We start from the raw sequence: 21770 nt of genomic DNA, 5'->3' as shown, positions 1-21770 counted from the left end.
ACCAGCCGCCAGCCTCCCGGCTCCACACCGGCGTCACCAACGTCAACGCCTCATACAGCTAGTTCTTACCGTCGTCGTCGGGACGGCGCTGCTGCTCGCCGAGCTTGCGCAGGAAATCCGGGTCGTCGTCGGGGGCGAGCGGCGCCCGGCGGGAGGACACCCCGACACGCTCCGGGCCGAACGCCCGCCAGAACAGGACGGCGACGGTGAGCGCCCCGATCACTGCGAGCAGGTAGATCATGCCCGCTCCCTTCCGAGTGCTGGGTACTGCTGCACCGAGGGTAACCCGTTCGGCCGTGGGGTGGGTGTGGGGCGCGCGAAGGCCCGCGGCTCCCGGCGTCGTTCCGCCGGGCCGCGGGTCGGTGGTCCGCTCAGCCGCGCGTGGGCTCGCTGGCGTCCGTGGTCAGCTCGGCCAGCAGGGCGTTCACCTCGGACTCGCGGAACCGACGGTGCCCGCCCGGGGTGCGGATGGAGCCGATGCGGCCCGCCGTCGCCCAGCGCGTCACGGTCTTCGGGTCCACCCGGAACAACGCGGCGACCTCGCCGGGGGTGAGCAACCGGCCACCAACGCTCGCGGTCATTTTCCGCCTCCTTAACGGCTGCACTGCTATACCGAAAGCGTCCGACGCTTCGGAACCTCAACACCGGCAATCGTTGCACTTCACCCGGCAGGTACTCGAACGGTTGTCGAAGAGTAAAGAGGTAGTAAGGGACAAAACGCCCAGGTCGGACAGGTCTATGGTGACCGGTGTGGACGCACTGGACCGCAGGATCATCGCCGCGTTACGCCTCAACGGAAGGGCGACGTACGCGGAGCTGGGCAGAACGGTCGGGCTGTCCGCGTCGTCGGTGCACGAGCGGGTCGGCAAGCTCGAAGCGGCGGGCGTGATCACCGGCTACCACGCCGTCGTCGACCCCAGCACGGTCGGCCTGGGGGTCACCGCGCTGGTCGGCATCCACCCCACGGACACCGCGGAGAGCGAGGAGGTCGCCGACGCGCTCGCGGACCTGCCGGAGGTGGAGAGCTGCTACGCGGTCGCCGGCGACGAGGCCTTCGTGGTGAAGGTCCGCGTCGCGACGGTGGACGAGCTGGAGCAGACGCTGGGCCGCCTGCGGCGGATCACCGGTGTCGCCCGCACCCGCACCACCGTCGTCTTGTCGACCCGCTTCGAGGGGCGGCCCAACAACCGCGAACTGGACGGCGCGTAGGGGTCACCGCCACCCCTCCAGGACACGCGTCGCCTGGCTGCTTACGCTGGATCCGTGAGCGAACCTCAGACAGCGGCCGGACGCTCGACGCTGGCCCGGGACCTGACCCTCTACCTGCTGGCGCGTTTCGGCCTGATCGTGGTCGTGGCGGCCGTGCTGGTGCTGGTCAAGGTGCCGCTGCTGGTCGCGCTCGCGGTCGGGATCGTCGTGGGGCTGCCGGTCGGGCTGCTCGCGTTCCGCGGCTTGAACGCACGCGTCACGGCGGGGCTGGCCGCACGCAACGAGCGCCGCGCCAAGGAGCGGGCGAAGCTGCGCGCCGAGCTGCGCGAGTCGGAGTGAACCGCGCCTGGGTGCGCGAAGCGGTCCGCCTGATCGAGGCCGATGCGAACCGCAGTGCCGACACGCACCTGCACGTCTTCCCGCTGCCGCCGTCGTGGGGGATCGACCTTTACCTGAAGGACGAGTCGGTCCACCCCACCGGTTCGCTGAAGCACCGCCTGGCGCGCTCGCTGCTGCTGTACGGCCTGGTGAACGGCCAGATCGGCCCGGACACGCCGTTGATCGAGGCGTCGAGCGGTTCGACGGCGGTGTCGGAGGCGTACTTCGCGCGGATGCTGGGGCTGGAGTTCGTCGCGGTGGTGCCGCGGAAGACGAGCCCGGAGAAGGTGCAGCTGATCGAGTTCTACGGCGGGCGGTGCCATTTCGTGGACCGTCCGCCGGAGGTGTACAGCGAGGCGGAGCGGCTGGCCGCCGAGTGCGGTGGGCACTACCTGGACCAGTTCACGTATGCCGAGCGGGCGACGGACTGGCGGGGGAACAACAACATCGCGGAGTCGGTGTTCGCGCAGATGCGCCTGGAGCGGCACCCGGTGCCGACGTGGATCGTGGTGGGGGCGGGCACGGGCGGCACGAGCGCGACGTTCGGTCGCTATGTGCGGTACCGCAGGCACACGACCAAGATCTGCGTGGTCGATCCGGAGAACTCGTCGTTCTACGGCGCGTGGCAGACGGGCGCCCTGGATTACACGACGGGTATGCCGTCGCGGATCGAAGGGATCGGCCGCCCGCGGGTCGAGCCGTCGTTCGTGCCGCAGGTGATCGACGAGATGATCCAGGTCCCCGACGCGGGCTCGGTGGCGGCGATCCGCTTGCTGCGGGAACGCACCGGTCACTGGGCGGGGGGTTCGACGGGCACCAACCTGTACGGCGCGTTCCAGCTGATCGCACGCATGCTCGCCGCCGGCCAGAGCGGTTCGGTGGTAACCCTCCTGTGCGACGGCGGCGAGCGGTACGCGCACACGTACTACAACGACGAGTGGGTGGCCGAGCAGGGCCTGGACGTGGAGTCGGAGCGCGCGGTGATGGAGGAGTTCCTCGTCACCGGGCGGTGGCCCGCGGCCTGATCAGCTCAGGGCGATCAACAGTCCACTGAGGACGGACCACGCCAGCATCACCAGTCCGGTGTCCCGCAGCACGGGGATCAACCCCCGACCCGTGCCGCCGGTCACGATGGCCTTCACCGGGCCGCGCAGCAGGACCGCCGTCACCAGCGCGATCAGCACCAGCGGGTGCCACACCCCGATCAGCACGGTCACCACGTACGGCACCGTGATCAACACCAGGTATAGCCGCCGCGTGCCGGCGTCACCCAGACGGACGGCGAGGGTGTTCTTCCCGACCTCACGGTCCGTAGGGATGTCGCGCAGGTTGTTCGCCGTCAGCACGGCCATCGAGAAGCAGCCGACGGCCACCGCGGCCCCCACCGCGATCCAGCTCACGCGGCCCGCTTGCACGTACACCGTGCCCAGCACCGCGGCCAGCCCGAAGAACACGAACACCGCGATTTCGCCGAGACCCGCGTAGCCGTAGGGCTTCTTCCCGCCGGTGTAGAACCACGCGCCGAGGATGCACGCCGCGCCCATGATCAGCAGCCACCAGTGTCCCGACAGCACCACCAGCAGCAGGCCGAGTACGCCCGCCAGGCCCAGACAAGCCAGCGCGGCGGCCAGCACCAGGCGGGGCGCCGCGACCCCGGAACCTACGAGCCGCAGCGGGCCGACGCGGTTCTCGTCCGTGCCCCGGATGCCGTCGGAATAGTCGTTGGCGAAGTTGACGCCGATGATCAGCGACAGCGCCACGAGCAACGCCAGCAGCGACTGCCACCACGAGAACGCACCCAGCTGGACCGTGGCCCCCACCCCGGCCACGACGGGTGCCACGGCGTTGGGCAGGGTCCGCGGACGGGCCCCCTCGATCCACTGTGCAACTGTCGCCATGTCACCCATTGTGGGCGACGGCCGTTACTCCGCGTCAGTCGGGACGGACCAGGTGAGCGTGCCGCTGCCCGGCTCCTCCGAGCCCACCGAAGCCGACGCCACCGGCGCGGCGGCGAACGCCAGAGCCGCGAAGGCCAGGACCGCGAAGACGAAGCGTTTCATCCGCTGAGTGAAAGCCGCGCGCCCACACCCTGTCAACAGCCCTGTGGCGAAGACGCGGCGAACACCTGCCTTCAACAGCTCCGCGAAGCGCCTCAACGCACCCCGAACACCTGCGAGACCACCGCAGCCCGGTCCACCTTCCCAGGCCCCCGCAGCGGCAACGCCCCCACGAACTCCACGCGCTTCGGCACCCCGGCCGCCCCCACCGCCGAGCGCACCGCGGCCCGCAGCTCCGCGGCAGCCACCGGCCCCTCCGTCACCACCGCGGCCGCCACGACCTGCCCCCACTCGACGTCCGGCAGGCCCACCACGCACGCCTCCCGCACCCCCGGCAACGCCCCGAGCGCCCGCTCGACCGCCGCCGCCGACACCTTGACCCCGCCCGTGTTGATCACGTCGTCGAGCCGGCCCAGCACCTCGAGCCTGCCGTCCACCAGCCGCCCGCGGTCGCCGGTGCGGAACCAGCCGTCGACCAGCGCTTCCGCCGTCAGGTCGGGTCGCAGCCGGTAGCCGTGGGTGAGCACGGGCCCGGAGATCAGCACCCGGTCGTCGGGCCCGATCCGCACCTCCACCCCGTCCAACGGCACCCCGTCGTAGACGCACCCGCTCGCGGTCTCACTCATCCCGTACGACGGCACGATGCGCACGCCCGCCGACGCAGCCCGCTCGCGCAGCGCAGCCGATGTCGCCGCTGCGCCGATGATGATCGCGTCGAACGCGCGCGCGGCGTCCAGGCCGCGGCCGCCGCCGTCGAGGAGCCGCGTGAGCTGCGTCGGCACCAGCGCGGTGTACCGCGGGCCTTCCTCCCGCAACACGGGCGCGGCGGCCTCGGCGAACAGCTCACCGTCGAAGTGCCCGGGCGGCAGCGTCGCGCACGTCGTGCCCGCGAGCAGCGAGCGCACGATCACCTGCAGACCGCCGATGTACTGCGCCGGCGTCGCGAGCAGCCAGTGCCCGGGACCGCCGAGACGCCGGTGGGTCGCGTGGGCCGAAGCCCGCAGCGCGTCGGCCGAAAGCAGTACGCCCTTCGGCTCACCCGTCGAACCCGAGGTGGCGATGATCACCGCGGTGCCGGGCTCGACCGGCTCGGACGGCGCCATCGCGTCCCGCAACCGCTCCGAGCCCGGGGCCAGCGGCAGCACCGCCGGACCGCCGTCGAGCGCTGCCGCCAAGGCCTCCCGCAGCTCGCCGGCGGATCCGTCGACCAGAACCTCGCGCACGCGAATCCTCAGTAGTAGTAAGGGAAGTCGGACCAGTCGGGCGCGCGCTTCTCGAGGAAGGAGTCACGCCCCTCGACGGCCTCGTCCTGCATGTACGCCAGGCGCGTCGTCTCGCCCGCGAACAGCTGCTGGCCCACGAGCCCGTCGTCGATCAGGTTGAACGCGTACTTGAGCATCCGCTGTGCCGTGGGCGACTTCCCGTTGACCTCCCACGCCCACTGCAGCGCCTCGGCCTCGAGCGAAGCGTGCGGCACGACCGCGTTCACCGCGCCCATCGCGTGCATCTGCTCGGCCGTGTACTCGCGGCCCAGGAAGAAGATCTCCCGCGCGAACTTCTGCCCGACCTGCCGCGCGAGGTACGCCGAGCCGTACCCGCCGTCGAAGGACCCCACGTCGGCGTCGGTCTGCTTGAACCGGGCGTGCTCGGCCGAGGCGATCGTGAGGTCGCACACCACGTGCAGCGAATGCCCGCCACCCGCGGCCCAGCCCGGTACGACGCAGATCACGACCTTCGGCATGAACCTGATCAGGCGCTGGACCTCCAGGATGTGCAGGCGGCCCGCCCGCGCGGGGTCCACCGTGTCCGAGGTCTCCCCGCTCGCGTACTGATAGCCGGACCTTCCGCGAATACGCTGGTCTCCGCCGGAGCAGAACGCCCAGCCGCCGTCCTTGGGCGACGGGCCGTTCCCGGTGAGCAGGACGCAGCCGACGTCCGGGCTCATCCGCGCGTGGTCGAGTGCGCGGTACAGCTCGTCGACTGTGTGGGGACGGAAGGCGTTGCGGACCTCGGGACGGTCGAACGCGATGCGCACGACGCGCTTGCCGGAGCGTGCCTCGGCGGAGCGGTGATAGGTGATGTCGGTGAAGCCGAAACCTTCGACCTCGGTCCACGCGGCGGGGTCGAACAGCTCGGAAACCTGGGCGTCATGCACGTTTGGGAGAATAGGACGTGTGGCCAGCATGATGGACGACACACCGGGGAGGACCTGGTGAATCCGTCGACCGCGCAGGCCAGGGTCCTCGTCGACGAACTGGTGCGCAACACCGTTTCCCACGTGGTGCTGTGCCCCGGCTCCCGCAACGCGCCGCTGTCGCTGGCGCTGCACGACGCCGCCGAGGCCGGGCGGCTGCAGCTGCACGTCCGCGTCGACGAGCGCGGCGCCGCCTTCCTCGCCCTCGGCATGGCCGCTCGCACCGGGCGCCCGGTCGCGGTGGTCTGCACCTCGGGTACGGCTGCGGCGAACTTCCACCCCGCCGTGCTAGAGGCCGACCGCGCCGGCGTGCCGCTGATCGTGCTGACCGCCGACCGCCCGCCGGAACTGCGGGCCGCAGGTGCGAACCAGGTCATCGAGCAGCAGCACCTGTACGGCGGTGCCGTCCGGTACTTCGACGAGCTCGCCGTCGCCGAGCGGCGCGCAGGTCAGAACGCGTACTGGCGCAGCCAGATCTGCCGTGCCTGGAACGCCGCGTACGGCGAATGGCGTTGCGGGCCCGTGCACCTGAACATCCCGTTCCGCGAGCCGCTCGTGCCCGACGGCTCGGACGACTGGTACGAGTCGCTGGACGGCAGACCCGGTGGCGCCCGCTGGACCGAGCTGCCGGACTTCGGGGCGCTGCCGTCGTCCGTGGTGCCGTCCGCGCGGTGCGGCCTGGTGATCGCGTGTGACAGCGGGGTCGGCGCGGCGAGCGAATGGGCTGAGCGGTACGGCTGGCCCGTGGTGTCCGAGACCGGCGGGCTGGGGTTGGCCGGCGGCACGGGCATCGCGAGCGGGATCTGGCTGCTCGGCGCGTCCGAGTTCATCGCGGCGCACAAGCCGGAGCAGGTCCTGTGCATCGGGCGGCCCACGGTGTTCCGGCAGGTCCAGGCGCTGCTTTCGGACGCGGACGTCGAGGTGCTGCTGGTGCGGCCGGACTCGGACTGGCCCGCGCCCGCGCACAACGTCCGCCAGGTCGGGCAGTGGTTCGACGAGCCGACGAAGCCCGCCGACCCGGAGTGGCTGGCGGCGTGGCAGGGCGCGGACCGCGCCGCCTCCGCCGCGGTGCGCGCCGCGCTGCACCGGGAGGACTGGCCCAGCGGGCTGGGGATCGCGACCGAGCTGATCGACGCGCTGCCGCCGGAGGCGCTGCTGGTGGTCGGCTCGTCCAACCCGGCGCGGGACGTGGCGCTGGCCGGCCGGATGCGGCCCGACGTGCTGGTCCACCGGAATCGCGGCGTGGCCGGGATCGACGGCACGGTCTCGACGGCGATCGGCGCGGCGAGCGTGCACCGCGGGCAGTCGTACGCGCTGCTGGGTGACCTGACGTTCCTGCACGACGTCAACGCGCTGCTCGCCGACGACCGCCCCGACCTCACGATCGTCGTCCTCAACGACGACGGTGGCGGGATCTTCTCGCTGCTGGAGCAGGGGGCGCCCGAGCACCGCGACTCGTTCGAGCGCGTGTTCGGCACGCCGCACGGGGCGAACCTGGGCGCGTTGTGCGCGGGTTTCGGCGTGCCGCACCAGGTGGTGTCGACCGTGGAGGAGTTCCGTTCGGCGCTGGCGCCCGCACCGGGGCTGCGGGTGGTCGAGGTGCCGGTGGACCGGACGCGGCACCGGGATCTGCACGCGCGGATGCGGACGGCGGTCGCGGACGCCCTTCGCTAGCGCACGAGTGAGCAAGTCGTAGCGAGCGAACGGGCATTTTCGTGTGCGAGCGAGTGGTCCGCTCGTGAGGCGGCAGGGTGTTCGCTCGCAGGCCGTTGAGCAGCGGAAACCAGGCGTGGCACCGACTTCCGGATGTCCATACCACCGGCGCGGGCGAGGAGCCACCCCTTTCCGTCCCAGCCGGTAAGACCCTCCTTAAGGCCGTATCCGGTGGCCGGTTTTCTCGCTAGCTTTCCGGCCATGCGTCTGCGAACTCGAGCGGGCCTGGGGGCTGTCGCCACTGGCATCGCGACCACACTGCTCACCGCCACCGCGAGCGCCGCACCGGCAGCGGGAGCGCCGGGCGTCGGTGACCCCTACTACCCGTACGCGGGGAACGGCGGTTACGACGTCTCGCACTACGACATCCGGCTGACCTACCAGCCGGCCACCGACCTGTTGTCCGGCACCACGACGATCCTCGCGAAGACGACGCAGGACCTGTCGAGCTTCGACCTCGACTTCGGCCTGCACGTCAACTCCGTGCGGATCAACAACGTGCCCGCCGCGTTCCACGCCGATCCGAACGAGAACGGCGAGCTGGTCGTGACCCCGGCCAAGCCGCTGGCGAAGAACCAGACGATCACGGTCGTCGTGAACTACGCCGACACCCCGTCGAAGGTCGTCATCGACGGCTACACGGCGTGGAAGAAGACCGCCGACGGCGCGCTCGCCGTGGACGAGCCGCAGAACTCGCAGTGGTGGTTCCCCGCCAACGACCACCCGACGGACAAGGCGACGTACGACATCTCCGTCGAGGTGCCGGACAACGTGGCCGCGCTGTCCAACGGGACGCTCGTGCGCACCACGAAGCAGCGGGCGGGCTGGACGCGCTGGAACTGGCGCAGCACCCAGCCGCAGGCGACGTACCTGGCGACGCTCGAGGTGGGCGCGTTCCAGGTCAACCAGTCCACCACGCCCGACGGCAAGCCGTTCGTCACCGCGTACGACCCGGCGGCGGGCGCCTCCCTCGACGCCGCCAAGGCGAGCGTCGAGCGCACCCCGGAGATCGACGAGTTCCTGTCGACGCAGTTCGGGCCGTATCCGTTCGAGGCGCAGGGCGGCGTGGTGTCCACGGGCCTGAACTTCGCGCTGGAGGCCCAGACGCGGCCGGTGTACGGCGCTTCGTTCTTCCGCTCGGGCAGCAACACGTCGGTCGTCGCGCACGAGAACGCGCACCAGTGGTTCGGGGACGCGGTGTCCCTCGGGCGCTGGAGCGACATCTGGCTGAACGAGGGTTTCGCGTCGTACGCCGAGTTCCTGTGGTCGGAGCACGAGGGCGAGGGCACGCCCGCGGAGCTGGCGCAGTACATCTACGACTCGGCCCCGGCGGATGACCCGCTGTGGCAGGTGCTGCCGGGCGACCCCGGCGCGGAGAACCAGTTCGACAACGCCGTGTACGACCGGGGCGCGCTGACGTTGCAGGCCCTGCGCACCGCGGTCGGTGACGACGCGTTCTTCACGATCCTGAAGACGTGGGTCGCGCAGCACAAGGGCGGCGACGCGCGGATCCCGCAGTTCATCGCGCTGGCGGAGCGGATCTCCGGCAAGCCGCTGCAGGACCTGTTCACCACGTGGCTGTTCACCAAGGGCAAGCCCGCGGTGGGCCCGAACGGCGCGACGGCCGCCCTGCGCACCGCAGCTGCCCCGGTGGCGCCCAAGTCGTACGCGAAGATCCAGCAGACGCACGAACTGCTCGCGGCGGCGCACCAGTACTGAGTCGGGAGGTGGCCCGCCGCACGTGGCAAGGCGGCGGGCCGGTACCGAAGGTGGCCGGTCACACGTCGCGCGGCGGCGCACCTGTACTGAGTGCGGAGGTGGCCCACCGCGCGTCGCAGGGTGGCCGGTCAGTACCGAATCCGGAGGGGCCCGTCACACGTCCCGCGGTGCCGCACCTGTACTGAGTCCGGAGGTGGCCCGGCGCACCTCGCACGGTGGCGGGCCACTTCCTCCGGGTGCCGGCGGTGTCCGTGGCGCGGGCACTGACCGCGACCGACCTCGGCGGGAGGGCCCGGCATCGCTACCCTGGGAGGCGTGACGACGAGCGAGCGACGCCAGCGGATCGCTCGTCGTGTCGTGTTCGGCGTCGCCGGGTTGATCACCGCGTTGTGCGTGGGGCTGTTGTTCGCGGCCATCCGCAACGACGGTGCGATCACGAGCCACCTGGGTGCGGCCAACGCCCAGGTCGACTCGGTGTCGTGGGATCGCACGATCATCCGGTTCGAGACGCCTGATGGGATCGTGCACATCCCGGCCAACGGTGTGCTCTACCCGGGCGGTCTCGTGGCCGGGGACCTGGTCCGCATCGAGTACGACACGTCGGACCCGGAGCTGGCGAGGGTGGCCGGCCGCACGGCGAGCCTCACGCTGCTGCCCCTGGGCACGACGATCCTGATCACGTGGCTCGTCGCGGTGGGCGCACTGTGGTGGATCCGCCACCGCAGCCGGCGCGGCACGCCCACAGTCGCCACGCCGGAGCCTGCCCTCACGGGCAAGTAAGAACTAGCTGGATTCACCCCCACTGGCTTTGCAGGCGAAACCCACCCGGGGCCACGTCGCACTGAGGCACTTGCACGACAAGTCGCGGCGGGATAGGTTTCTGAACGAACTGTTTCATCAGGTGGTCCGTTAACTCAAGTACACTATCTCCTCCGGCTGGAGGCGCCATGTCATCAGAAGGATCACGCTTGAGGCAGTCGCCGACGAAGAGCTTTGTCCCGGGTTGGTACCGATGACGGGTGGAAAGTACCGCACCGCAATCGTTACGGGCGTCTCACGCGGTCTGGGGCTGGCTATTGCCAACGCCCTGTGCAGTAGGGGGATGAACGTCGTCGGTGCGTCTCGGACTCAGCCCGAGGATCAAACGAAGTTCGACTGGGTGCGGACCGACATCTCGAGGCCGGAGGACGTTAACAGCCTCTTCTCCCACGTGCGTACCAAATACGGCGACGTTGACGTGTTGGTCAATAATGCCGCAGGAGGAAGAGTCGAGCCATTCGAGCAGGCTGATCCTGAGGACTTCAAGAAGCTGATCGATGTCAATCTCACTGGCCAAATTCTCTGTGCCCATGCCGCGATAAGGGGCATGGTGGCAGCCAAGCGGGGTCTCATCGTAAACATCGGGTCCGACTGGGGGCGCAGGTACGCTCCACGTGCAAGTGTCTACGCGGCTACGAAATTCGGTTTGCTCGGTTTCAGCGGTTCTCTGCTTCGTGAGGTTAAAGACCACGGGGTGAAAGTCTGCTGCGTCATGCCAGGTGGCATCGACACGTCATGGGGGGGACGTCGTGCCGAATCTTCTGGCGACTCGTGGTCTCTGATGCCTCCGGAAGACCTCGCTCAGGTCGTTACGGGATTGCTCGACATGCCACCGCACATGGTTGTGCACGAAATCCTGGTTCATCCCATGGGGCAGGCGCAGTTCTGACCTGCCACGGCGGCCGTGGAATTGACCCCTTTTGATCCGCCTGTCTTTCGGAGGGTTTGTGGACGAAGAAAAAAATCGCACGGTCATTGTTACCGGCGGAGGAACGGGGATCGGTCGTGGTATCGCGCGTCGACTTCTCCGGGACGGGTTCCTATGTGTGCTTGCCGGACCGGACGAGAGCTTTCTGGTAGAAACTGTCCAAAATTCTGGTGTTGACGCCGAACGTGCCCTCGTCGTGATGACCGACCTTCGTGACCCTGACGAGCGTGAGGAGCTCGTACAGCGTGCGGTAGAATGGCGTGGAAGGCTTTTTGGTTTGGTCAACAATGCCGGAGTAACCCGGTTGACGCCGTTGTTGGATGAGTCCGTCGAGGAATGGCGTAACACTATCACGACCAACCTCGAGGCCTGCTTCTTTCTCGCTCAGCTCACCGTCGGGCATATGCGCAAACATGGCGAGGGCCGGATCGTGAACATTGGTTCCATCCATGGCCTCGTGGGGCGAGATCCGTTGGGGTTGGACGTGCTCGAAACCTCACCAGGAGATCGCGGACCCATCCGGGAGTCCGCGTATGCCGCCAGCAAGGGCGGTCTGCTCCAGATCACACGCGACCTCGCTACGGCGGTGGGCCGTTGGGGGATCACAGTGAACGCCGTGAGTCCGGGTTTCGTGTCGCATCCTGAAGAAGAGAAGCGTCGACGACTGGCTGCGGGCGAACAATCAGGGTTGGTCGGGAAGTCGGACCCAAGGATGATCGAGGCGAGGGAGCAGATTTCGGAGCGAATCCAGGCCCGAGTTCCTCTACGACGTCTTGGACGCGTCGAGGATGTTGCCGGTCCAGTCAGTTTTCTCATGTCGTGCGACGCGTCCTACCTGACTGGGACGAACATCGTCGCAGACGGTGGGTTTTCTGCATGGTAGCTCTCACAAGAGTGCGAGTGTGCCCCCGTCGACGAGAAGCGTGCTGCCGGTCATCAGTAGGGAAAGGTCGCTTGCGCAGAAAAGGGCAACCCGTGCTATGTCATCTGGCACACCTTCGCGTCCAAGAGGTTTGATTGATCGCTGCCTCGACCGTTCCAGATCGACTCCCTGCTCTTCGGCTTCCTGTTCCGACCTGCGTATACCCGGCGTGTTCGTCCCTGTTGGGGCAAGCGCCAGTACTCGAATACCGTAGCTAGCCAGTTGTACGGACAGTGCTTTCGTCAGGCCGCGGACGCCGTGTTTGGCGGCGGCATAATCCGCCCAGCCTGTCATGGTTGCTCGGTAGCCAACCGTAGACGAGAGGTTGATTATCACGCCGGGACGGTTCAGCGCGATCATATTTTTTGCCGCTTCCACCGAACCCAGGAAGGTCCCCTTCAAATTTACGGCCATGACGTGTTCCCACTGATCTTCGGTCAGTTCGAGGACGGGGGTGACGGGATAGACCCCCGCGTTGTTCACCCATACGTCCAGGCTGCCCAGCTCTTTGATCGTGAACTCCGCAGCATCCTGCAGGGACTTCTTGCTTGATACATCAGCGTAGACGCCTATGCACTTGCGTTGATATCGATCGCTAAGCTTTTCAGTCGTACGCTGGGCTTTCGCAAAATCGAGATCGGCTACTACCACCTCCGCGCCTGCTTCCGCGAAGCGAGAGGCTATCGCGTGACCTATTCCATCGGCTCCTCCGGTCACGACCGCAACGCGCTTTGTCAGACTAATCAACTCGGACAAGGGCCGGCCGGTGACATCAGGAACTGCCATTTCTTCACCCGGTCGTTCGTTGAGAGGTCCATGAAGTGGTAGCCAACGTCCCTCGACTCAACTGCTGCACTGTCGACCTGCCTTGGCGGTATGCGATATCACTGTTGCAGTAGTCGAAGTTTCCACCCCGACCGCAATGAAAAACACCGTGTCGAGCGTATTCTTGGTGCACCCGGTCGACCAAAGCGCGTAATCCGTTTGTTTGCATGGGGTAAGCGAAATCGATTTCTCGTACTTCGTGGCCGAGGAGGCGGCCCAATTTTGCAAACTGGGGTATGCGTTTGAGCTGTTCCAGGCTCGCGCTCAGTTGGTCACCTACTGCCGGTGGTGCTTCTTCGGGCTTGAGTGAGATCTCGATCGAGAGTGGGGTCTTCCCGGTACGCGATAACGAAGGGCAGAGGTTTTGCAAAACGCAAATGCGCCTGAATAAGAACTCTTTTTCTGGGAAGTAGATCGCGGTACCGTCCAGCTCCACGTTCCCTTCAAAGATAAGGTTGAAAACCCGGATCGAAAGCCGCCGGAGGGTCGATGAGACCTGCTGTCGAAGGACCTTGTTCACGCCACCGCCGGTCATCCGCACCTCGTCATCCAAGGGGATCGATGAGATGAGGGTATCGTAGCTGTAGGTTTTGTGGCCGGCATGGACCAACTTCCGCTCAAGATCAATGTGCTCGACCCGCGTCTCAAGCACTATCTCTCCGGCCTGCTCAGCCATGGCCTCGCTGAGCGTGGCGATGCTGCCGACTTTTGGATAGAAGTATTGCCTGCTTGGCTGGAGCTTGGTGAACGCTCCTGCTTTGACCTCGTCAAGGTGTACTTTGACCGGTCGGTCGAGCGCCCAGGTGTAGTCCAAGTCGTCCAACGAGATCTGCCATTTTTTCTCTTCGTAGGGGAAGAGAACCTGCTCACACAGGCGTTGGCCGTAGCCGTTGACCAGCCAGTCCCGGTAACTTCGAATTGGTCGCGGATGATGCTGTGCCCACTCGATATCTCGCAGAATCTTCATACGCTCGGCTAGTGGCAGGTCCACGAGATTGCGCTGCAGGGGGAAATCAAGCAGACCGTGCTCCGTCAGGTATACGTTTTCCCGCAGGGGGTAACCCTCCTGGTTCCCGTCGAGGAAGTTTAGGATATCCGCCGAGTTTTCGGATTCATCGAGTATAAGTATCTTTGGGCCGAAATCAAATTCGCAGCCGAGCAGTTTTGAGCTTCTGCAAAGTCCCCCTGGCAGCTCGTCTGCCTCAAGGATCAGACTTTGGATGCCTTGGCGCTGTGCTTCCACGCCAGCTCCGAGCCCGGCCAGGCCCGATCCTAGGATGAGCAGAGGAATTCGGCCAATCGTGCTACCTGTTGGCATAGTGCGTGTCCGCCTCGCAGTAGGTTTTGAGGTCGCTTCCGGTGTCGGACCACCAGCCGTCTATCTGACTGAATCGCAACTCACCCTCAGCTGCGTAGCTGAGATTGAGGTCCCAGATCTCCGTCTCGCCGCGCGCTGACGGAAGCAGCCGGGGGATCCGGTCGAAGACCTCCGGGGTGTACATGTACACACCGAGGTCGATCATGGCTGGAACATGTCGGCTCTGGTCCTTGGGTAGAATGTCGACCACTCGGTCGTCCAAGGTCTTGAGTGGGCTGTACCCCGCACTGTCGGCACTGAAGGCTGTGACCATTCGCGCACCTCGGGGTTGGGCGAGGAAATCCTGAACAGGGCCGGAGATCCCTTTTTCGATGAGTACGTCACCACATGCGACGACGATGCGACGTCCTTTTGTGTGAGGCGCGGCATGTGCAATTGCCGTGGGTAATCCTGCTCCGTTCAACGGCTGCCACGCGTAGCACAGGCTGCGTGCACCCAATGATCGTCCGTCCTGCAAGGCGTCCATGAACTGCGAGGCGTACTTCTGATCGATCAGGACGACGATGTCCTTGATGTTTGCTTCAAGAAGTTGATTGATGCACCTCGTGATCATGGGCGTTCCGGCGATGGGCAGAAGATGCTTGTTCGTGTTGTCCGTCAGCGGGCGGAGCCGAGTTCCACGGCCGCCGCCGAGAACTATTCCAACAACTTCTCTCGATATTGCTCGGTTGCTCCACATCGGGAAAGGCTCCGTGAGTCGTCTGTGGCCATCGAACTAGACGCTACGGACGTTGACGGACAACCATAAGAGGGGCGATTTTTCGCAGACCGACTCAGGGGCATGCTGGGTGAGGCGCTTTGGTGAAAACCGGCCTCTACCGTCCCATCCGGACGTCGCTAGTTTCGTCGGAGTATTGCGAGGTGACGTCGAGGAGGGAAGGAGGGTTGTGAGCAGCTACTTCGAGAAGAGGGTGATAGTCACCGGAGCGGGAGGTATGCTGGGCCGCTCGACGGCTCATCGTTTACTCGAGGATGGGTACCATTGCGTCCTCGTCGGGCGTGATGAGCAGGCGCTCAGACGGACTGTGGAGCTGGCAAAAGGTGGTAGCGATCGCGCCGCCCTGTGCGTGGGTGACATCCGTTCGAGTCACGATCGAAAGCGGATCTGCTCGGTCGCGGCAGCTGATGGCCGGCTGTTCGGTGTGGTCAACAACGCCGCTATCACGAGGCTGAAGCCGCTGCTCGCCGCGTCGGTGCAAGATTGGCGGGACGTCGTCGAGACGAACCTCGAGGCATCCTTCTTTCTTGCGCAGGAGGCACTCGGTTACATGAGGGAAGCTGGTGGTGGTCGGATAGTCAACGTGGGCTCGATCTACGGTGTGACCGCCCTCAACAACAAGTTGTTCGACGGATTGCTGCCGATCGAAACCGAAGGCGACCGGGGCCCTGTTCGCGAAACTGCGTACTCGGTCAGCAAGGCGGGGCTTGTCCAGCTGACAAAAGACCTAGCTGTCGCAGTAGCACCATGGGGTGTGACGGTGAACATCGTCAGCCCCGGTCACGTGCAGGCACCGGTGTATGACGATGGAAGCGGCAGGTACGTGCCGCACCGGACGAACCTGGCCGGTCCAGATCCGGTCACGGCCAAGTACCGCCAGGGAAAGACCGACGCCGAGGTCAGGGCGAAGCTTGCCGAGCAGTATCCGCTGGGCAGGCTCGGCAAGGTCGGCGACGTCACCGCAGCTATTCGCTTCCTGCTGTCGGAGGAAGCCGCCTACATCACCGGCGCGAATTTGCCCGTCGATGGGGGCTTCACGGCCTGGTGAGCGGCCGACGACCGCGATGTAACCGCGGTGACCGCAGGGTGGCGTGCGAGAGCACGCCGGCACCCACCGCAGCCGCCGCGGCACGCCCACAGTCGCCACCCCGGAGCCTGCCCTCACGGGCAAGTGACCCCGTCAGTTGCTCTGGTACTGCTGCGGCACCTGCGGCTGAACCGGCGCCGCCTGTGCGGCGGCCGCGGCCTGGACCTCCTGGGCCTGGTCCTTGGTCAAGGCGTTCGTCGCGCCGCAGAAGGTGCAGACGGTGAAGTACTTCGACGACACGGGGAACAGCGGGATGAAGAACAGCGTGACCTTCGTGACCGCGCGGCGCAGGACGTGCGCGCTCGGGTTGCCGCAGCGGGCGCAGAGGTAGGTCGTGGTCGCCAGGTCGTGCACCTTGCGCCGCCAGCCGTAGATGATCATCGGGTCACTCCAGTCGTCGGGAAACGACCCTCAGACGCACGAACCCGCGCCCGAGATCCCCTCAGCGTGAAATCGCCGCTTTCTGCCACCACGACAGGACCTCCTCGGCAGCACTGGGCGCCGCGACGAGCAGGCCGTCGGCCGGGAGCGCCGTGCCTTCACCCCGCCGGTCCAGCACCGCGGCCCCCGCCTCGATCGCCAGCGCGACCGAGCCCGCCACGTCCCACTCGTGATAGCTGTGCAGCACCGCGGCGGCCGCGTGACCCAGCGCGACCTGCGCGATCGACAGCGCCGCCGACCCCAGTACGCGGACCCCGACGTGCGCGGCCGCGGCGCGCTCGATGAACTCGCCCATTCCCGGCCACGGACCCTTGCGCGCCAGCTCCGTGCACACGATCGCGCCCTCGGTCAGCGGCCGGTCGGTCAACCGCACCGGTTTGCCGTTCGCCCGCGTGCCCCGGCCGCGCGCCGCGGCGTAGATCTGCGCCCGGTACGGGTCCGCGACCACCCCGACGACCGGCCCCGACGCGTCCACCAGCGCGAGGCTGTAGGCGCACCACGGCACCCCGGCGACGTAGTTGGCCGTGCCGTCCACCGGGTCGACCACCCAGCGGTACGGCGCGCGATCGGCTCCGTGGTCGGCGCCGAACTCCTCGCCCACCACCGGGATACCGGGGAACTCGGCCGTCAGCACACGCCTCGTGTGCCGTTCGAGGATCCGGTCGGTGTCGGTGACCCAGTCGAACGGCGACTCTCTCGTGTCCGGGTGCGCACCCCGGCCGGCGGTCGCGGTGATCACGTCGGTGGCGTCGTTGGCCAGCCGTCCGGCGACCTCGAGCGCCCGTGACAGCAGGCCGGGCTCGACCGGCTGGGACGGGCGGGCGGATAGAAGGGTCACGCCGGTCTAGTGTGGCCGCACCGAGTGTCCGGAACGCTACGGGGAGATGAAGTGTCTACTCCGGAAGGCAGCGGTCCGGGAAGTTCGGGCAGCGTTTCCACGCCGGTCACGCCCCCTTCCCCGGACGAACCGGGCACCCGTGAGACCTTCACCAGGTGCGAGTCGCCATCGTCACCGAAAGCTTCCTCCCGCAGGTGAACGGCGTGACCAACTCGGTCCTGCGCGTGGTGGAGCACCTGCGCGGACGCGGCGACGACGTCCTCGTCGTCGCGCCCGGCCTCACCGGGCCGGACGAGTACCTCGGCGCCCCGGTGGTCCGCATCCCGGCGGTCGACCTCCCGGTGGTCAACTCCCTGCCCATCGGGCTGCCGACCCGGACCGTGCTCACCGCGCTCGCCGGGTTCCGCCCCGACGTCGTGCACCTCGCCTCGCCCTTCGTCGTCGGCGCGCGGGGGCTCGCCGCGGCACGCCGGCTGCGCGTGCCGACGGTCGCCGTCTACCAGACCGACATCCCCGGCTTCGCCACCGCGTACGGCCTCCGGCTCGGTGCTCGCGCGGCCTGGCGCTGGGTACGCAGGTTGCATACGAAGGCCGACCGGACCCTCGCCCCCTCCACGCAATCCGTGCACGACCTGCGTGCACACGGCATACCGCGTGTATACAGGTGGGGCCGGGGGGTGGACGTCGAGCGGTTCTCGCCCGAGCACGCCGATGCCGAGCTCCGCGCCCGGCTCGCGCCCGACGGTGCGCTGCTCGTCGGCTTCGTCGGACGCCTCGCGCCCGAGAAGGAGGTCGACCGGCTCGCCGCGCTCGACGGGGTGCCGGGGATTCGCGTCGTGGCGGTCGGCGACGGACCGGAACTCGAGCCGCTGCGGGCGGCCCTGCCGAACGCCGCCTTCCTCGGGGCGCGCTACGGCGACGAACTCGCCGCGGCGTACGCGAGCCTCGACGTCTTCGTCCACACCGGTCCCTACGAAACGTTCTGCCAGGCCGTGCAGGAGGCCATGGCCTCCGGCCTGCCCGTCCTCGCGCCTGACGCCGGTGGCCCCAGGGACCTCGTCCTGCCCGGCCGCACCGGTTACCTGCTGCCCGTCGACCGGCCGGACTTCGCGCGGGAACTCGTCGACCGGGTGCGGGACCTGCGTGATCCGGCCCTGCGCGCCCGGCTCGGGCAGAAGGCACGCAAGGTCGTCCTCGGCCGGACGTGGCCCGCGGTGTGCGCCGAACTCGTCGGGCACTACCAAGCCGTCGCGGGGCCCGTCGCCCGTGCGGCCTGAGCGATGCACATCGTTCAGCTCGCCAACTTCTACGGGCCCCGCTCGGGCGGGCTCCGCACCGCGCTGCACCACCTCGGCGCGGGGTACGTGGCGAGCGGGCACCGGGTGACGCTCGTCGTGCCCGGCAGCCGGTACCGCGAAGAGGTGCTGCCGACCGGCGTCCGCCGGTTTTCCCTGCCCGCGCCGAAGATCCCGGGCACGGGCGGATACCGGGCGGTCGACCCGTACCGCGTGCGGGCGTTGTTGCGCGAGCTGGAACCGGACCGCCTCGAAGTGTCGGACCGGCTGACCCTGCGGGGCATGGGCACCTGGGCGCGGCGGCACGACGTGCCGAGCGTGGTCATCTCACACGAGCGGCTCGACCGGCTGCTGGCCCAGTTCCTGCTGCCCGGCCCGCTCGCGCGGAGGATCGCCGATGTGGCCAACGGGCGGATGGCCCGAAGCTACGACAAGGTGGTCTGCACCACCTTGTTCGCGCGCGAGGAGTTCGACCGCATCGGCGCGCCCAACGTGCAGCGCGTGCCGCTGGGGGTGGACCTCGCCGCCTTCACGCCTGCCCACCGCGATTCCGGTTGGCGTTCCGAGCTCGCCGGGGGAGCGGACGCACTGTTGGTCCACTGTGGTCGGTTGTCCCCGGAGAAACACGTTGAACGCAGTGTGGACACGGTCGCCGAACTGACGGAGTCGGGCGACCGCGTGCGGCTGGTGATCGCCGGCGACGGTCCGCGGCGGCGGGCGCTGGAGCGCCGCGCTCGCGGGCTGCCCGTCACGTTCCTCGGTTTCCTGTCCGACCGCGCTGACGTCGCGCGCCTGCTGGCGAGCGCGGACGTCTCGCTCGCGCCCGGACCACATGAGACGTTCGGGCTCGCCGCGCTCGAAGCGCTGGCGTCCGGCACCCCGGTGGTGGTCTCGGCGTCGTCCGCGCTGCGGGAAATAGTCCGGCCTGGTTGCGGGGCCGCCGTTCCCGATCTTCCCGGCGCGTTCGCGAACGCCGTGACGGGATTGCTGGAAAGCCCGGAAGAAGCACGACGAGCCGCCGCGCGGGCGCGGGCCGAAGAATTCTCCTGGCCCGAGTCCGTGCGGGGAATGTTGTCCGTGCTGCGGCACTGAGACCCCGTTGTCGATCTTTCACCGGTTTCGCTAACATCTCCGATCGGTTCAGAACGAGAGCCTTCGTAAACGCTCCTGTACCAGCGGATCCGTGGCGTGGTGCGACCGGATCGCGGCAGGAGCGCATACTGTCGGTCACAGTGCGCTCAGTATTGATCATGGTGGTGGGAGTTGTCGAGCGGAAATCCGAAGATGCGTTTCCGAAAGAGGTGGCGAAGACGATGATCGCGATTTTAAACCACCCGTTCATGTGGTTTATTTTCGCGGAGCCCGATAAGTAATACCGCTCCGTAGTCGAGCGCGTGTCCAGCGACCTGGCCGAGCCACGTCGCTTGTTCGTCCTGCGCGGATTTCCTCCCGCGCGGGTGCTCCCCGCTGTACGAGATCCGAGGCAACGAGACATGACTGACTACCTGACGGTCACCGCGCCGGGCGCGACCTACACCCCGCAGCTGATCCCGATCACGGGCGACCGGCTCATCCACCCCGCCGACGTGCCCAACGACCTCGCGCGGATCGTGTTGCGCTGGGGCAGGCACTGGGTGCCGCAGACGGTGGCGGCCCGGGACCACTTCGCCGCGCTCGGCGTCGGCGACGGCGAGCCTCCCCGGTACTGCGACGAACACGTGCGAGGCTGGCTGTTCCTGCCGGCCGAGCCGGATTCCCTTGCGGCACAGGTACGATCGGGAACGCTCGACGTCGCCACCGCGTTGTCGGTGGAAGCGGAGGCCTGGCCCGCCGTGGGTTGATCATCGCAGGCCACCGGTTCGAGTGGATCGGCCGAACGGGCACGACGCGGTCTTTCAGGGCGGCCGAACGCGCGGGCGTTACACCGTCCCCCCTATCGAGTGCCCCCGCCAAAACAGGTCCTGTTGACTCGATTTCCGTTGGGTATCTTCGGTTCGAGGCCTCAAAGATCAACCGGCAACAGGCGGACTTCGACCATTGACAGTACTGCAGGCCGCCTTTCACTGTTGAAAGGGAGACAGACCGAAGATGTCTCTGCGCAAAAAGGTGGCGGGAGCCGGAGTGCTTGTGGCACCCCTGTTCCTGTTCATGAGCGGCACCGCGAGTGCCGACCCCTGGCACGACTGGAGCGGCAGCTCCTACGGTGCCTCCGGTGCCTACGCCGGATCGTGGGGTGCCGGGGTGTTCGACCAGAGCGCCTCGGCGGACGACGATGGCGCGTCCTACGCCGCCGAAGGTTCGTGGGCCGGCGTCGGTGGCGCCGGGATCTTCGACGTTGCTTCCAGCAGCGGGGACAACGACGAGGACGGTTGGATCGGCCACCACTGGTCGGACAACCACCACGGGTACACGGCTGGCCGTCACAAGATCACCGACGACAACAAGTGCGGCGGTGGTTGTGACGGCGACGAAGAGGTCCACCACGTGGTCGTGCACGAGTCCGACGACAACGGGTGCGGAGGCGGCTGCCATGAAGCCGACGAGCACCCGGTGGTCGTGGTGCACGACGCCGACGACGATGACTACGACTGCGGCTGCCACGACGTCGACGAACACCACACCGTGCACCACGTGGTGGACAGGCCCGTCGTGCACCACCACGAAGACAACGACTGCGGTTGCCAGGACGTGGACGACGACGTCGTCTACGACGAGGTCGACGAGCCGGTGAGCGTTGCGGCGCACCACGAATCCGCCACGTCGGCCGGTCCCGGCGGTGCCAGCTCTCACGGCACCGCCGCCCTGGCCGTCGACGACCACTCGGCCTACGCGCAGTGGAGCCACTCCGCCGGTCCCGCGGGCGCCAGCTCGTGGCACCAGCTGAGCGGCGCGGACGAGGACGGCGCTGTCTACCACACGGGCAGTGCCGCGGCGGGCCCGGCGGGTGCCGCGAGTTACTCGAACACGAGTGGCTCGTTCACCGCGTTCGGGGACGACGACGACTGATCCTGCCGTCGTCTGACCGGCAAGATCTGTTGTGGAACGGGCTCTGCGCCGGTCTCGGCCGGCGCAGAGCCTTTCCCACTCCCTTGTCCCCCAACGAGAACAGCTTCCACTGCGGCCGATCGAACTGTACTGTCGGCAGTGGTGGCAAGGAATTCGACACGCCGCCGCGGGGAAAGTCCGCCGGGTTCCGCGCCGGCTTCCGCGGCGAGGTCAAGTAGCACAGGAACTCCAGCCCAGCTCGGC

At 67.7% G+C, this 21770-nt stretch carries 24 protein-coding genes; 13 read left to right on the top strand and 11 right to left on the bottom strand.

The window, feature by feature from the left end; genetic code table 11:
• Positions 1 to 58: 58 nt before the first annotated feature.
• Positions 59 to 241: a hypothetical protein gene (locus ABFX51_RS26910; RefSeq protein ID WP_091505181.1), complete on the bottom strand. Its 183-nt coding sequence runs from the start codon at positions 239 to 241 to the stop codon at positions 59 to 61.
• 130 nt (positions 242 to 371) lie between these two features.
• Positions 372 to 581: a BldC family transcriptional regulator gene (locus ABFX51_RS26905; RefSeq protein WP_091505180.1), complete on the bottom strand. Its 210-nt coding sequence runs from the start codon at positions 579 to 581 to the stop codon at positions 372 to 374.
• Positions 582 to 750: 169 nt separating this feature from the next.
• On the opposite strand from ABFX51_RS26905, the gene ABFX51_RS26900 reads away from it, so the two are divergent.
• The 3 genes from ABFX51_RS26900 to cds1 are packed head-to-tail and all read left to right on the top strand — an operon-like array spanning position 751 to position 2612.
• Entirely contained in the window at positions 751 to 1209 is a 459-nt protein-coding gene (locus tag ABFX51_RS26900; protein WP_177228594.1) for an Lrp/AsnC family transcriptional regulator, read from the top strand.
• A gap of 54 nt (positions 1210 to 1263) precedes the next feature.
• Positions 1264 to 1548: a DUF4229 domain-containing protein gene (locus ABFX51_RS26895; RefSeq protein WP_091505179.1), complete on the top strand. Its 285-nt coding sequence runs from the start codon at positions 1264 to 1266 to the stop codon at positions 1546 to 1548.
• A complete protein-coding gene (cds1, locus tag ABFX51_RS26890; RefSeq protein ID WP_091505178.1) occupies positions 1545 to 2612 on the top strand; it encodes an L-cysteine desulfhydrase Cds1 in 1068 nt (355 codons plus the stop codon). The genes ABFX51_RS26895 and cds1 overlap by 4 nt, the downstream gene beginning before the upstream one ends.
• Here cds1 and ABFX51_RS26885 read toward each other — a convergent pair whose 3' ends face one another.
• The 4 genes from ABFX51_RS26885 to ABFX51_RS26870 form a co-directional block, all read right to left on the bottom strand.
• Entirely contained in the window at positions 2613 to 3485 is an 873-nt protein-coding gene (locus tag ABFX51_RS26885; RefSeq protein ID WP_346055279.1) for a 1,4-dihydroxy-2-naphthoate polyprenyltransferase, read from the bottom strand. It lies immediately after the preceding gene.
• Between the two features lie 24 nt (positions 3486 to 3509).
• Positions 3510 to 3647 (bottom strand): hypothetical protein, encoded by a 138-nt coding sequence (locus ABFX51_RS26880; protein ID WP_346055278.1) that lies wholly within the window; start codon positions 3645 to 3647, stop codon positions 3510 to 3512.
• 92 nt (positions 3648 to 3739) lie between these two features.
• On the bottom strand, positions 3740 to 4867 hold the full coding sequence (gene menE / locus ABFX51_RS26875; protein ID WP_346055277.1) for an o-succinylbenzoate--CoA ligase: 1128 nt from the start codon (positions 4865 to 4867) through the stop codon (positions 3740 to 3742).
• An 8-nt stretch (positions 4868 to 4875) separates the two neighbouring features.
• A complete protein-coding gene (locus ABFX51_RS26870; RefSeq protein ID WP_346055276.1) occupies positions 4876 to 5799 on the bottom strand; it encodes a 1,4-dihydroxy-2-naphthoyl-CoA synthase in 924 nt (307 codons plus the stop codon).
• 57 nt (positions 5800 to 5856) lie between these two features.
• Here ABFX51_RS26870 and menD point away from each other — a divergent pair, with 57 nt between their 5' ends.
• The 5 genes from menD to ABFX51_RS26845 all read left to right on the top strand — a co-directional run bounded on the left by menD (position 5857) and on the right by ABFX51_RS26845 (position 11900).
• Positions 5857 to 7512, top strand: coding sequence for a 2-succinyl-5-enolpyruvyl-6-hydroxy-3-cyclohexene-1-carboxylic-acid synthase (gene menD, locus ABFX51_RS26865; protein ID WP_177228592.1), 1656 nt, complete (start codon positions 5857 to 5859; stop codon positions 7510 to 7512).
• 240 nt (positions 7513 to 7752) lie between these two features.
• Complete coding sequence (locus ABFX51_RS26860) at positions 7753 to 9270, top strand: M1 family metallopeptidase (RefSeq protein WP_091505172.1); 1518 nt, start codon at positions 7753 to 7755, stop codon at positions 9268 to 9270.
• 315 nt (positions 9271 to 9585) lie between these two features.
• Positions 9586 to 10050 (top strand): DUF3592 domain-containing protein, encoded by a 465-nt coding sequence (locus tag ABFX51_RS26855; protein ID WP_218153417.1) that lies wholly within the window; start codon positions 9586 to 9588, stop codon positions 10048 to 10050.
• Positions 10051 to 10282: 232 nt separating this feature from the next.
• Complete coding sequence (locus ABFX51_RS26850) at positions 10283 to 10978, top strand: SDR family oxidoreductase (RefSeq protein WP_091505170.1); 696 nt, start codon at positions 10283 to 10285, stop codon at positions 10976 to 10978.
• A 58-nt stretch (positions 10979 to 11036) separates the two neighbouring features.
• On the top strand, positions 11037 to 11900 hold the full coding sequence (locus tag ABFX51_RS26845; protein ID WP_177228591.1) for an SDR family NAD(P)-dependent oxidoreductase: 864 nt from the start codon (positions 11037 to 11039) through the stop codon (positions 11898 to 11900).
• A gap of 3 nt (positions 11901 to 11903) precedes the next feature.
• Here ABFX51_RS26845 and ABFX51_RS26840 read toward each other — a convergent pair whose 3' ends face one another.
• The 3 genes from ABFX51_RS26840 to ABFX51_RS26830 are packed head-to-tail and all read right to left on the bottom strand — an operon-like array spanning position 11904 to position 14821.
• Positions 11904 to 12725: an SDR family NAD(P)-dependent oxidoreductase gene (locus tag ABFX51_RS26840; RefSeq protein ID WP_091505168.1), complete on the bottom strand. Its 822-nt coding sequence runs from the start codon at positions 12723 to 12725 to the stop codon at positions 11904 to 11906.
• 4 nt (positions 12726 to 12729) lie between these two features.
• Entirely contained in the window at positions 12730 to 14082 is a 1353-nt protein-coding gene (locus tag ABFX51_RS26835; protein WP_091505167.1) for an NAD(P)-binding protein, read from the bottom strand.
• Positions 14069 to 14821, bottom strand: coding sequence for a sugar phosphate nucleotidyltransferase (locus tag ABFX51_RS26830; RefSeq protein ID WP_091505166.1), 753 nt, complete (start codon positions 14819 to 14821; stop codon positions 14069 to 14071). The genes ABFX51_RS26835 and ABFX51_RS26830 overlap by 14 nt, the downstream gene beginning before the upstream one ends.
• 208 nt (positions 14822 to 15029) lie before the next feature.
• Between ABFX51_RS26830 and ABFX51_RS26825 the strand changes: the two genes are divergently transcribed.
• Entirely contained in the window at positions 15030 to 15908 is an 879-nt protein-coding gene (locus ABFX51_RS26825; RefSeq protein WP_091505165.1) for an SDR family NAD(P)-dependent oxidoreductase, read from the top strand.
• A 132-nt stretch (positions 15909 to 16040) separates the two neighbouring features.
• On the opposite strand, the gene ABFX51_RS26820 is transcribed toward ABFX51_RS26825, so the two are convergent.
• Together ABFX51_RS26820 and ABFX51_RS26815 are read right to left on the bottom strand one after the other, a co-directional pair.
• Positions 16041 to 16328 carry a zinc-ribbon domain-containing protein gene (locus ABFX51_RS26820; RefSeq protein ID WP_091505164.1) on the bottom strand — a complete coding sequence of 96 codons (288 nt, stop codon included), beginning with the start codon at positions 16326 to 16328 and terminating at the stop codon, positions 16041 to 16043.
• 61 nt (positions 16329 to 16389) lie between these two features.
• Positions 16390 to 17226 (bottom strand): inositol monophosphatase family protein, encoded by an 837-nt coding sequence (locus tag ABFX51_RS26815; protein ID WP_091505163.1) that lies wholly within the window; start codon positions 17224 to 17226, stop codon positions 16390 to 16392.
• 155 nt (positions 17227 to 17381) lie between these two features.
• On the opposite strand from ABFX51_RS26815, the gene ABFX51_RS26810 reads away from it, so the two are divergent.
• The 4 genes from ABFX51_RS26810 to ABFX51_RS26795 all read left to right on the top strand — a co-directional run bounded on the left by ABFX51_RS26810 (position 17382) and on the right by ABFX51_RS26795 (position 21527).
• Positions 17382 to 18503 (top strand): glycosyltransferase family 4 protein, encoded by a 1122-nt coding sequence (locus ABFX51_RS26810; RefSeq protein WP_177228589.1) that lies wholly within the window; start codon positions 17382 to 17384, stop codon positions 18501 to 18503.
• Between the two features lie 3 nt (positions 18504 to 18506).
• Positions 18507 to 19613: a glycosyltransferase family 4 protein gene (locus ABFX51_RS26805; protein WP_091505162.1), complete on the top strand. Its 1107-nt coding sequence runs from the start codon at positions 18507 to 18509 to the stop codon at positions 19611 to 19613.
• Between the two features lie 401 nt (positions 19614 to 20014).
• The gene (locus tag ABFX51_RS26800; protein ID WP_346055274.1) at positions 20015 to 20362 is read left to right on the top strand and encodes a hypothetical protein; all 348 of its coding nucleotides are present in this window, start codon (positions 20015 to 20017) and stop codon (positions 20360 to 20362) included.
• A 247-nt stretch (positions 20363 to 20609) separates the two neighbouring features.
• Positions 20610 to 21527 (top strand): hypothetical protein, encoded by a 918-nt coding sequence (locus tag ABFX51_RS26795; protein ID WP_346055273.1) that lies wholly within the window; start codon positions 20610 to 20612, stop codon positions 21525 to 21527.
• The last annotated feature ends 243 nt before the right edge of the window (positions 21528 to 21770 follow it).

Origin of the sequence: Amycolatopsis dongchuanensis (assembly GCF_039542405.1) — a bacterium.
In the GTDB taxonomy this organism is placed as follows: Bacteria; Actinomycetota; Actinomycetes; order Mycobacteriales; family Pseudonocardiaceae; genus Amycolatopsis_E; species Amycolatopsis_E sacchari.
The sequence above is the reverse complement of the archived record's forward strand: the minus strand, read 5'-3'. Positions and strand labels throughout refer to the sequence as shown.